The sequence below is a fragment of the Pseudomonas sp. 10-1B genome, from assembly GCF_000935045.1.
GTDB lineage: Bacteria > Pseudomonadota > Gammaproteobacteria > Pseudomonadales > Pseudomonadaceae > Aquipseudomonas.
Genome location: NZ_JYKS01000015.1, coordinates 391,764 through 402,616, shown reverse-complemented (window position 1 = coordinate 402,616; position 10,853 = coordinate 391,764). Strand labels below are relative to the sequence as shown.

Here is a 10,853-nt window from a genome sequence, read left to right as displayed (position 1 = left end):
CTGCTCGTATGTGGAGCGCTACATGGAGCGTCAGCAGCGGCATTCGAGCAAGGTTTGATTCTGTAAATAAAAAGCGGGGCCGCTTCGCGCCCCATCGCCGGCTAGCCGGCTCCCACACGTACGGCGAAATGCGTGAAATGTGGGAGCCGGCTAGCCGGCGATGGGGCGCGAAGCGGCCCCGCTTTTTACATCAGCCGCGCTTACGCTGCGGCAGCACATCCTTCAGCTTGGCCCGCATGCTGCGCAGGGTCTTCTCGGTAGCCGACCAGTCGATGCAGGCATCGGTGACCGATACGCCATATTGCAGCTCGTTCAAGTCCTTCGGAATCGACTGGCAGCCCCAGTTCAGGTGGCTCTCGACCATCAGGCCGATGATCGACTGGTTGCCTTCGAGGATCTGGTTGGCGACGTTCTCCATCACCAGTGGTTGCAGGGCCGGGTCCTTGTTGGAGTTGGCGTGGCTGCAGTCGACCATGATGTTGGCCTTGATCTTGGCCTTGGCCAGGTCCTGCTCGCACAGGGCGACGCTGACCGAATCGTAGTTCGGCTTGCCGTTGCCGCCGCGCAGTACCACGTGGCCGTAGGCGTTGCCTTTGGTGGTGACGATCGACACGCCGCCTTCCTGGTTGATACCGAGGAAACGGTGCGGCTTGGATACCGACTGCAGGGCGTTGATGGCGACGGTCAGGCCGCCGTCGGTGCCGTTCTTGAAGCCGACTGCCGAGGACAGGCCCGAAGCCATTTCGCGGTGGGTCTGCGATTCGGTGGTGCGGGCGCCGATGGCCGACCAGCTGATCAGGTCCTGCAGGTACTGCGGGGAAATCGGGTCGAGCGCTTCGGTGGCGGTCGGCAGGCCCATTTCGGCCAGGTCCAGCAGCAGCTTGCGGCCGATGTGCAGGCCGTCCTGGATCTTGAAGGAGTCATCCAGGTACGGGTCGTTGATAAGGCCTTTCCAGCCGACGGTGGTGCGCGGTTTTTCGAAGTACACGCGCATGACCAGGTAAAGCGTGTCGGACACTTCCTCGGCCAGCACTTTCAGGCGCTCGGCGTATTCGTGGGCAGCCTTGATGTCGTGGATCGAGCAAGGGCCGACCACGACGAACAAGCGATGGTCCTTGCCGTCGAGAATATTGCGCACTACTTCACGGCCGGCAGTCACGGTCTGCAGGGCCTTGGCGCTGAGGGGGATTTCCTTCTTGAGCTGATCGGGGGTGATCAGGGTCTCGTTGGAGGCAACGTTCAAGTCATCGATCGGTAAATCAGCCATCGTGTTACTCGTCAGGTCACGGGTGCCGGCCGCCAACTATCCCCGTGCGGCCCAGCAGCAAGAATAATCGCAGCGGGGAGCCGAACCTTAGCGCGTTACAGGTGGCGCGACAATGGGGCGGGCCCCGTGCACGTGGGGTTTTTCCCAGATACAGGCGAGCTACCCAGCGCTTTGCAGCCCGCGCTGGCAGCGCGCCGGACGGCAAAGCGCGCGTGCGGCGCGCTGCTAAGCTGAAGCTTGCTCTGCCGCAGCGGCAGTCGAGGAGGTCGAATGATCCACTCCATGTTGTACGCCACCGACCTCGGTGTCTACGCCCCTTTTGTCATGCAACACGCGCTGGCCCTGGCACGTACTTTCAGCGCCGAGTTGTATGTGATCCACGCGGTAGAGCCCATGGGCCAGTTCGCCGAATCCCTCCTGCAAAGCTACCTCGACGAACAGACGCTCGACCAGCTGCACAGCCAGGGAGTGAATACGGTGATGGCCAATATCGAACAGCGCGTGCTGGAAAACTTTCGCGACGAACTGGGTGAGGAGGCCGACCTGGCGGTGATCAAGGCCGTGCGGGTGCGGCAGGGCGACCCGGCGCAGGTCATCCTCGACCAGGCGCAGCGGCTGAGTGTCGACCTGCTGATTTTCGGCAGCCACAGCGCCGGTGCCGGCGTGGATGTGCCGCTGGGGCGAACGGCGGTAAGGCTGCTGCAGCTATCGCCGGTGCCGGTTTACATGGTGCCCTTGGCGCAGCATTTGGGGCGTAGGAAAGCATGAAGATAGCCATAGGCCGCTTCCGGGGCATGTAACAAAATAGTTCTAGATTTATTTCCAGAACCACTAATATAGTTATATATCGTCGCTGCTTGCTGCCGCTGACTCATCGCTGAACCGAGGGGAACCTATGAAGCTTCAACAACTGCGCTACATCTGGGAAGTGGCGCACCATGACCTCAACGTCTCCGCGACGGCGCAGAGCCTGTATACCTCCCAGCCGGGTATCAGCAAGCAGATCCGTCTGCTCGAGGATGAACTGGGTGTTGAAGTCTTCGCCCGTAGCGGCAAGCACCTGACCCGCGTCACCCCGGCCGGTGAGCGCATCATCAATACCGCGGGCGAAATCCTGCGCAAGGTCGAAAGCATCAAGCAGATTGCCCAGGAGTTCTCCAACGAGAAGAAGGGCACGCTGTCCATCGCTACCACCCACACCCAGGCACGCTACGCCTTGCCGCCGGTGATCAGCAGCTTCATCAAGCAGTACCCGGAAGTGTCGCTGCACATGCATCAGGGTTCGCCCATGCAGATTGCCGAGATGGCCGCGGATGGTACGGTCGACTTCGCCATCGCCACCGAGGCGCTGGAGCTGTTCGGCGACCTGATCATGATGCCGTGCTACAAGTGGAACCGCTGCGTGGTGGTGCCGCAAGGTCACCCGCTGACCAAGCTGCCGAAGTTGACCCTGGAAGCGGTCGCCGAGTACCCGATCGTCACCTACGTGTTCGGTTTCACCGGGCGTTCGAAGCTGGACGAGGCTTTCAACCACCGTGGCCTGACGCCGAAAGTGGTGTTCACCGCGGCTGACGCCGACGTGATCAAGACTTATGTGCGCCTGGGGCTGGGCGTGGGTATCGTCGCCAAGATGGCGGTGGACAGCAAGCTCGACAGTGACCTGGTGGCCCTGGATGCCAGCGAGTTGTTCGAAGCCAGCATCACCAAGATCGGTTTCCGCCGTGGCACCTTCCTGCGTGGCTTCATGTGCGACTTCATCGAGAAGTTCGCCCCTCACCTGACCCGTGAAGTGATGGCCAAGGCGATTCAGTGCCATAACAAGCAGGAGCTCGAAGAATTGTTTGAAGGTGTCGAGCTGCCGGTGCACTGATTCAGTATTGCAGGGGGCGCTTCGCGCCCCCTGTGGGAGCGGCTTTAGCCGCGAACACCGGCGAAGCCGGTGCCTACACCGCGTCGCCCTCTTCGCGGGTAAACCCGCTCCTACATCAAGCCTTGCTGATCAGGTTGCCCGCGTGCAACCCGCATTCCTTCTGCGTCGACTCTTCCCACCACCAACGCCCTTCGCGCTCATGCTGGTTCGGCAGTACCGGGCGGGTGCAGGGCTCGCAGCCGATGCTGATGAAGCCGCGCTCGTGCAGGCTGTTGTAGGGCAGCTCCAGCATGCGGATATAACCCCACACTTCCTCGCTGGTCATCTGCGCCAGCGGGTTGAATTTGTACAGGGTGCGCTCGGGGGTGGAGAAGGCGCTGTCGACCTCCAGTGCCGCCACTTGGCTGCGGGTGCCTGGGCTCTGGTCGCGGCGCTGGCCAGTGGCCCAGGCGCTCACGCTGGCCAGCTTGCGGCGCAGCGGCTCGATCTTGCGGATGCCGCAGCATTCGCCGTGGCCGTCCTTGTAGAAGCTGAACAGGCCCTTTTCCTTGACGAACGGGTCGAGCTTGGCGCGGTCGGGGCTGAGGATTTCGATCGGCAGGTTGTACTGCTCGCGGACCTGGTCGATGAACCGGTAAGTCTCCGGGTGCAGGCGGCCGGTGTCGAGGCTGAAGACCTTGACCTGCTTGTTCAGCTTCCAGGCCATGTCGACCAGCACCACGTCCTCGGCGCCGCTGAAGGAGATCCACAGGTCATCACCGAAATGCTCGAAGGCGAGCTTGAGGATGTCCTGTGGGGACTTGTTGGCATAGGTCGTGGCCAGGGCGGCGACGTCGAAGGGTTGGCTCATCAGGCGGTTTCCATCTTGGCTGTGGCGCTGTGCGCTCGTAATGGAGTGATGGTAACAAAAAATCGCGGGCTAGACGGGTTGATATCGGCGGCGCCTGGTTCGCGGGCACGCCCGCTCCCACAGGTACAGCGCACATCTGCACGGTTGCGCATACCCTGTGGGAGCGGGCGCGCCCGCGAAGAATCCACCACGGATCACAAGCCCTGCAGTGTCTGCATCAGCACCCGCACCTTGGCAATCGACTCTTCATACTCGGCCTGCCATTCGGAATCAGCCACCACCGCGCCACCGCCCCAGCAGCTGACCTGCCCGTCCTTGACCAGCAGGCTGCGAATGGCGATGGAGCTGTCCATCTCGCCGCGCACGTCCACATACAGTAGTGAACCGCAGTACAGCGCCCGGCGTGCCGGCTCCAGTTCGTCGATGATCTGCATGGCGCGGATTTTCGGCGCGCCGGTGATCGAGCCGCCGGGGAAGCTGTCGCCGATCAGGTCCAGGGCGTCCTTGTCGCGGGCCAGGCGGCCGGTGATGCTGCTGACCAGGTGATGCACGTTGGGGTAGCTTTCCAGGCTGAACAGCTCCGGCACCTTCACCGAGCCGATCTGGCAGGTGCGCCCCAGGTCGTTGCGCAGCAGGTCGACGATCATCAGGTTTTCCGAGCGGTCCTTGGGGCTGTGGCGCAGCTCCTCGGCATTGCGCGCGTCTTCACCCGGGTCGCTGGCGCGCGGGCGGGTGCCTTTGATCGGTCGGGTTTCCACCAGGCCCTGGCTGAGGCGGATGAAGCGCTCGGGCGAAAAGCTCAGCAAGGCGCTGCCGTCGGCCAGTTGCTGGTAGCCGGAAAACGGCGTGGGGCAGGCCTTGCGCAGTGCCTGGTAAGCGTGCCACGGGTCACCCTGGCAGGGGGCGCGAAAGCGCTGGGTGAGGTTGATCTGGTAGCAGTCGCCCGCCTGGATGTAGCGTTGGACCTGGTCGAACGCTGCCTTGTACTGGTCTGGCTGCAGGTCGCCTTGCATGGTTGCGAGCAAGTGGAAATCGCCAGTGCTCGAAGTGTCGACAGTTTCGAACAGGTTGATCAGGCGTTCGCGCTCGCTGCCTGTCAGGTGCGGGTGGAACACCAACTGGCTGGTCGCGCACTGGTGGTCGGTGGCCAACGCCCAGGCATACAGGCCCAGTTGCGCGTCTGGCAGGCCGAGGTCGTCCACTGCCAGGCTGGGCAGGTGTTCCAGGCGGCGGCCGAAATCGTAGCTCAGGTAGCCGATCAGGCCGCCGGCGAAGGGCAGTGCGCTGCCTTCGGGCAGTTGTGCGTGGCCCAGTTGTGCCAGGCTGGTGCGCAGGCGCTGGAGGAAGGCGCGGCCATCTTCATCGGGCTGCGCTTGCAATTGTTGCAGCGGCCAGGCGCTGAGCAGGTCGAAGCGGCCACGTTCGGCACCGGGGCGGGCGCTGTCGAGCAGGATCGCGCCAGGGGCCTGACGCAGGCGGGCGAAATAGGCGGCAGGGTCGGGCTGGTAGGGCAGGGGGTGGAGCGTACAGGTCGGCATCAGTGTGGACGGCGATGTAAAAGCGAGGAGGGCGATTGTAGACCTGTGTAGGAAAAGCGCCTAGCACTGGGCGCGACATTCAATATTGTGTTTGGCATCTGGGGCTGCTTTGCAGCCCAATCGCGACGCAAGGCCGCTCCCACAGGAGATTGCGTAACCCTGTGGGAGCGGCCTTGCGTCGCGATTGGGCCGCAAAGCGGCCCCGGCGATGTCAGCCCGGATGCACGTGCCCGAACAACCCTTGTGCTACCCGCACCCGCTGTTCGGCGTCTTCGGTAACGCCATCCTTGGCCAGCGCTTCAATGTGCGCCTCGATGGCGTGGGTGCGCTGGGTCAGCCCGCAGTCGTTGGCAATCTGGATGTTCAGGCCCGGGCGGGCGTTGAGTTCCAGAATCAGCGGGCCTCTTTCCTGGTCCAGCACCATGTCGACGCCGATGTACCCCAGGCCACACAGTTCGTAGCAGCCGGCGGCCAGCTTCATGAAGCCGTCCCAGTTCGGCAGTTGCACGCCATCCACCGCGTTGGTGGTGTCCGGGTGCTTGCTGATGATGTTGTTCAGCCAGGTGCCGCGAAGGGTCACGCCGGTGGCCAGGTCGACCCCCACGCCGATGGCACCTTGGTGCAGGTTGGCCTTGCCACCGGATTGGCGGGTCGGCAGGCGCAGCATGGCCATCACCGGGTAGCCCATCAGCACGATGATGCGGATGTCCGGCACGCCTTCGTAGCTGATGCTCTTGAAGATCTGGTCGGGGGTGACCCGGTACTCGATCAGGGCGCGGTCGCGGTGGCCGCCCAGCGAGTACAGGCCGGTGAGGATGCTCGAGACCTGGTGCTCGATTTCCTCATGGCTGATGATCTTGCCCGACACCGTGCGATAGCGGTCCTCGAAGCGGTCGGCAATCACCAGGATGCCGTCACCGCCGGCACCCTGCGCTGGCTTGATGACGAAGTCGTTGCGCCCGCCGATGATCTTGTCGAGCTTCTCGATCTCTTTCTCGGTCTCGATGATGCCGTACATTTCCGGCACATGGATGCCGGCCGCCAGGGCGCGCTCCTTGGTGATGATCTTGTCGTCGACGATCGGGTACAGGTGGCGCTTGTTGTACTTCAACACGTAGTCCGCGTTGCGCCGGTTGATACCCATGATGCCCCGGGCCTCCAGGGCTTTCCACGTCTTGATCAGGCCAAACATCAGGCGTCAGCCTTCTTCAGGAATGCCTTGAAACGCACGAGCTCGGTCAGGCGGTAGCCGCGGTAGCGGCCCATCGCCAGCATGAAGCCCACCAGGACCAGCAGCACCGCCGGGAAGGTGAACACGAAGTACACCAGCTCCGGCACCATCATCAGCAGGTGCGCCACCGAGGCCGCGAACAGGGTGCCGATGGCCACTTTCATGGCATGGCCGCCACCACGCTCTTCCCAGGTGATCGACAGGCGTTCGATGGTCATGGTCAGGATCACCATCGGGAACAGAGCCACCGACAGCCCGCGCTCAAGGCCCAGCTTGTGGCTGAACAAGCTGATGGCGGCGATCAGCACCACGACGAAGGTCAGCACCACCGACAGGCGCGGCAGCATCTGCAGCTTCAGGTGCTCCAGGTACGAGCGCAGCGACAGGCCCAGGGCGGTGATCACCGTGAACAGCACGATACCGAAGCCCAGCTGGGTCTCGCGGAACGCCAGGGCGATCAGCACCGGGGTGAAGGTACCCAGGGTCTGCAGGCCGACCAGGTTGCGCAGTACCAGGATCACCAGCACGCCGATCGGGATCATCACCATGATCATGAAGGTTTGCTGGGTCTGCAGGGGCAGGCCGTACAGCGAGTACTCGAGGAAGTCGGCGTCGGTGTTCTCGTCGGTCAGCTTGGCCAGGCGGATGGCGTTCATCTCGCTGTTGTTCATGCTGAACGTGACGTTGGCCTTCTTGCCGCCATCGATGGTGATCAGGTTGTCGTCACCGGTCCACCACAGCAGGCGGTCGCTGGGCAGGCCCTGTTCGCCAGTGTCCGGGTTGAAATACAGCCATTCGGTGCCGTTGAAGCTGCGCAGCCACAGTTCCGGGGTTTGCGGGGTGTCGGCAACCAGGCGGATGGTGTGCACCTTTTCCATCGGCACGTGGGCGATCGACAGCAGCAGGTCGATGACCTGGGCCTTCTTCATGGCCGAGGTGTCGCCGGCCAGCAGCAGCTTGACGTTGTCGTCGTTGAGGTTGTTGACCCGCTTGATGGTCTCGCTGACGAAGGTCTCGACGTCGGCCGAGTGCTGGCGGATCGGCGCCATCAGGGCCTCGGCGGCGATCTTCTCGGGGCCTTCCACTGCCAGGCTGTCACGGAAGGTCGGGCCTTTGTCCGTGGTCTTCTCGTTGCTGTAGCGCTTGGTCAGCACCAGGCGGTAGTAGAGGGTCTGGTTGCCACTGGCGCGGCGGGCCGACCAGGTGACCTTGCGGTTGCCGTCGGCACGGTTGACGCTCACCCCGTAGTTGTTGGAGATGAAGCTCTCGTTGAGGCTGACGTAGTCGCGGCTCAACGGTGGCACGAACATCTGCACCTTGACCGGGTCCTTGGTACTGGCCACGAACTCGACCTTGGCGTCGATGTTCCACAGGTCGTCGGTTTCATCCTCGGTCACCGGGATGCCGAGCACGAAGATCTGATAAGCCGTGACCGCCACGCCCAACAGCACCAGCACGGTGATCAGGACTTTCAGATGGAGGGTAAGAGAGCGCATCGGGATTACTCTGCTTTGGGAGCGTCGGTGGCACAGGCAGGTTTGCCGGCCGCGTATTTAAGGCTTGGATCGACCAGCGCGTCGAAGTGCTTGAGCGCCTCGGAGCCGATCAGCAGCGGGAACTGGAAGGCGCTGCGGTCGGTGAGGTTGACTTCGATGGTGCGCACGGCCTGGCCCATGCAAATTTCGAGTTCGATGACCGGGCGTGCCGTATAGGCCTTGCCTGATTCAGCATCATAGTCGCCGGCCCGGCGCTTGATCTTGCTCACGCGTGCCAGCGGGCGCTCGATCGGGTGCGAATGGGCGGCATCGATGGCCAGGTAGAAGCGCACCCAGCTTTCGCCGTTGCGCTTGAAGCGCTTGATGTCGCGGGCGCTGAGCGACGCGGTCTTGGCGCCGGTGTCGAGCTTGGCGGCCACTTCCAGGTCCAGGTCGCCCAGCCGTGCATATTCATTGAGACCGTACACGGTCTTGCCCGCAGCCTGGCCAAGGGCCGGCAGCAGGGTGAGGCATAGCAGCAATAAAACGGGTGTAAGTCTCATATTCCTGGCGCGGTGCTGTGCAAGGTTCGGGGCAATCTTCAGGGCTATCTTCAGGGCAAGGCGACTGGCAACTACAGTACTGCGCAAGCTTCCTCGTTCATCTGTCAACAACATGACGGGATGGCAGATAGGCTATCCACACTCCGACGGAGGCGCGGCATTCTATCACGCCGACGTCTTGACGCCAGCGGTGCGCGATCTGACATCGGCGGGCCGGGGTTAGTTCGTTCTTAGACGATTGTCGACAATATTCATTTTGTCTTTGACTGATGCGGTCGAATTAGCTAATTTCTGGCTAAGAGATTTTCAAGGTGTCGACAATATGCACGGCCTATCCACCCCCAGCCCGGTGCTGGCAGACGAAACGGAAACCTTGTCCGAAAACGTTTTTCGGCGCATACAGGCGGCTATCGTCAAAGGCGATATCGCCCCAGGCAGCAAGATTTCCGAGCCAGAGCTGGCGCGCACCTATGGCATCAGCCGCGGGCCGCTGCGCGAGGCCATCCATCGCCTCGAAGGCCAGCGCTTGCTGGTGCGCGTGCCGCATGTAGGGGCGCGGGTGGTGTCGCTCAACCACGCTGAGCTGATCGAGCTGTACGAGATTCGCGAGTCGCTGGAAGGCATGGCTTGCCGCCTGGCCGCCGAACGCATGAGCCAGGCCGACATCGACGAGCTGCGCCGGGTGCTCGACACCCACGAACGAGATGCCGCGTTCCAGGCCGGCCTGGGCTACTACCAGCAGGAAGGCGACTACGACTTCCATTACCGGATCATCCAGGGCAGTGGCAACCAGACCCTGGTCAAGATGCTCTGCGGCGAGCTGTACCAGCTGGTGCGCATGTACCGCATCCAGTTTTCCGCCACACCCAACCGGCCACGCCAGGCCTTTGCCGAGCACCACCGCATTCTCGATGCCATCGCCGACCGTGACGGCGAGCTGGCCGAACTCCTGATGCGCCGCCACATCGGCGCGTCCAAGCGCAATATCGAGCGTCATTACCTGGACGCCCACAACAACAGCCCACGAGGTGAGAAATGACTGTGAAGAGCACCCCCGGTCAGCGTTTCCGCGACGCCGTTGCCGCTGAACATCCGCTGCAGGTGGTTGGTACCATCAATGCCAACCATGCCCTGCTGGCCAAGCGCGCCGGCTTCAAGGCCATCTACCTGTCCGGTGGTGGCGTGGCCGCTGGCTCCCTGGGCCTGCCGGACCTGGGTATCAGTGGCCTGGACGATGTGCTCACCGACGTGCGCCGCATCACCGACGTCTGCGACCTGCCGCTGCTGGTGGATGTCGACACCGGTTTCGGCGCCTCGGCCTTCAACGTCGCCCGTACCGTGCGCTCGATGAGCAAGTTCGGCGCTGCTGCCATCCATATCGAGGACCAGGTCGGCGCCAAGCGCTGCGGCCACCGGCCGAACAAGGAAATCGTCAGCCAGCAGGAAATGGTCGACCGCATCAAGGCTGCCGTCGATGCCCGTACCGATGACAGCTTCGTGATCATGGCGCGTACCGACGCCCTGGCCGTGGAAGGCCTGAACGCTGCCCTGGACCGTGCCGAAGCGTGCATCGAAGCTGGCGCCGACATGATCTTCCCGGAGGCCATCACCGAACTGCAGATGTACAAGACCTTCGCCGACCGGGTGAAGGCACCGATCCTGGCCAACATCACCGAGTTCGGCGCCACGCCGCTGTACACCACCGAAGAGCTGGCCTCGGTCGATGTGTCGCTGGTGCTGTACCCGCTGTCGGCGTTCCGCGCCATGAACAAGGCGGCCGAGAACGTGTACACCGCGCTGCGCCGTGACGGCACGCAGAAGAACGTGATCGACACCATGCAGACCCGCATGGAGCTTTACGATGCCATCGGGTACCACGCCTTCGAGCAGAGCCTCGACGCGTTGTTTGCCCAGAAGAAGGGCTGAAGGTTCAAGTCTTGTGCGGGAGCGAGTGGCCTCTTCGCGGGCACGCCCGCTCCCACAGGTTCAGTGCAGCATCTGAACCTTGTTGTTGCCTGCCATGACTGGCCAATGGAAACACCACTACCTCTGTAGGAGC

10 protein-coding genes are annotated in these 10,853 nt (G+C 62.9%); 4 read left to right on the top strand and 6 right to left on the bottom strand.

Translation table 11 applies throughout. The annotated features are described in order from the left end of the window. Positions 1 to 190: 190 nt before the first annotated feature. Positions 191 to 1,267: a 3-deoxy-7-phosphoheptulonate synthase gene (locus TZ03_RS11860; RefSeq protein WP_051097779.1), complete on the bottom strand. Its 1,077-nt coding sequence runs from the start codon at positions 1,265 to 1,267 to the stop codon at positions 191 to 193. Positions 1,268 to 1,537: 270 nt separating this feature from the next. Between TZ03_RS11860 and TZ03_RS11855 the strand changes: the two genes are divergently transcribed. Further along, on the top strand, positions 1,538 to 2,035 hold the full coding sequence (locus TZ03_RS11855; protein WP_051097778.1) for a universal stress protein: 498 nt from the start codon (positions 1,538 to 1,540) through the stop codon (positions 2,033 to 2,035). 127 nt (positions 2,036 to 2,162) lie between these two features. Continuing rightward, positions 2,163 to 3,137: an HTH-type transcriptional regulator CysB gene (gene cysB, locus TZ03_RS11850; RefSeq protein ID WP_051097777.1), complete on the top strand. Its 975-nt coding sequence runs from the start codon at positions 2,163 to 2,165 to the stop codon at positions 3,135 to 3,137. Between the two features lie 115 nt (positions 3,138 to 3,252). Here the strand turns inward: cysB and TZ03_RS11845 are convergent, their stop codons facing one another. The 5 genes from TZ03_RS11845 to TZ03_RS11825 all read right to left on the bottom strand — a co-directional run bounded on the left by TZ03_RS11845 (position 3,253) and on the right by TZ03_RS11825 (position 8,794). Further along, the gene (locus TZ03_RS11845) at positions 3,253 to 3,987 is read right to left on the bottom strand and encodes a phosphoadenylyl-sulfate reductase (protein WP_051097776.1); all 735 of its coding nucleotides are present in this window, start codon (positions 3,985 to 3,987) and stop codon (positions 3,253 to 3,255) included. Between the two features lie 194 nt (positions 3,988 to 4,181). Continuing rightward, entirely contained in the window at positions 4,182 to 5,525 is a 1,344-nt protein-coding gene (gene pabB / locus TZ03_RS11840; protein WP_051097775.1) for an aminodeoxychorismate synthase component I, read from the bottom strand. A 211-nt stretch (positions 5,526 to 5,736) separates the two neighbouring features. Continuing rightward, on the bottom strand, positions 5,737 to 6,717 hold the full coding sequence (locus TZ03_RS11835) for an alpha-L-glutamate ligase-like protein (protein WP_051097774.1): 981 nt from the start codon (positions 6,715 to 6,717) through the stop codon (positions 5,737 to 5,739). Continuing rightward, complete coding sequence (locus tag TZ03_RS11830; protein ID WP_051097773.1) at positions 6,717 to 8,252, bottom strand: inactive transglutaminase family protein; 1,536 nt, start codon at positions 8,250 to 8,252, stop codon at positions 6,717 to 6,719. The genes TZ03_RS11835 and TZ03_RS11830 overlap by 1 nt, the downstream gene beginning before the upstream one ends. 5 nt (positions 8,253 to 8,257) lie before the next feature. Next, complete coding sequence (locus TZ03_RS11825) at positions 8,258 to 8,794, bottom strand: ATP-dependent zinc protease (protein ID WP_051097772.1); 537 nt, start codon at positions 8,792 to 8,794, stop codon at positions 8,258 to 8,260. Positions 8,795 to 9,116: 322 nt separating this feature from the next. Here TZ03_RS11825 and TZ03_RS11820 point away from each other — a divergent pair, with 322 nt between their 5' ends. Beyond that, positions 9,117 to 9,833: a GntR family transcriptional regulator gene (locus TZ03_RS11820; RefSeq protein WP_051097771.1), complete on the top strand. Its 717-nt coding sequence runs from the start codon at positions 9,117 to 9,119 to the stop codon at positions 9,831 to 9,833. Beyond that, on the top strand, positions 9,830 to 10,720 hold the full coding sequence (prpB, locus tag TZ03_RS11815; protein ID WP_016714743.1) for a methylisocitrate lyase: 891 nt from the start codon (positions 9,830 to 9,832) through the stop codon (positions 10,718 to 10,720). The genes TZ03_RS11820 and prpB overlap by 4 nt, the downstream gene beginning before the upstream one ends. Positions 10,721 to 10,853 lie beyond the last annotated feature (133 nt).

What these genes read in the sequence shown, in the direction of transcription:
- pabB (WP_051097775.1), bottom strand. Translation starts at nt 5,525, where the DNA reads ATGCCGACCTGTACGCTCCACCCCCTGCCCTACCAGCCCGACCCTGCC.
- TZ03_RS11835 (WP_051097774.1), bottom strand. Translation starts at nt 6,717, where the DNA reads ATGTTTGGCCTGATCAAGACGTGGAAAGCCCTGGAGGCCCGGGGCATC.
- TZ03_RS11845 (WP_051097776.1), bottom strand. Translation starts at nt 3,987, where the DNA reads ATGAGCCAACCCTTCGACGTCGCCGCCCTGGCCACGACCTATGCCAAC.
- TZ03_RS11820 (WP_051097771.1), top strand. Translation starts at nt 9,117, where the DNA reads ATGCACGGCCTATCCACCCCCAGCCCGGTGCTGGCAGACGAAACGGAA.
- prpB (WP_016714743.1), top strand. Translation starts at nt 9,830, where the DNA reads ATGACTGTGAAGAGCACCCCCGGTCAGCGTTTCCGCGACGCCGTTGCC.
- TZ03_RS11830 (WP_051097773.1), bottom strand. Translation starts at nt 8,252, where the DNA reads ATGCGCTCTCTTACCCTCCATCTGAAAGTCCTGATCACCGTGCTGGTG.
- TZ03_RS11825 (WP_051097772.1), bottom strand. Translation starts at nt 8,794, where the DNA reads ATGAGACTTACACCCGTTTTATTGCTGCTATGCCTCACCCTGCTGCCG.
- TZ03_RS11860 (WP_051097779.1), bottom strand. Translation starts at nt 1,267, where the DNA reads ATGGCTGATTTACCGATCGATGACTTGAACGTTGCCTCCAACGAGACC.
- cysB (WP_051097777.1), top strand. Translation starts at nt 2,163, where the DNA reads ATGAAGCTTCAACAACTGCGCTACATCTGGGAAGTGGCGCACCATGAC.
- TZ03_RS11855 (WP_051097778.1), top strand. Translation starts at nt 1,538, where the DNA reads ATGATCCACTCCATGTTGTACGCCACCGACCTCGGTGTCTACGCCCCT.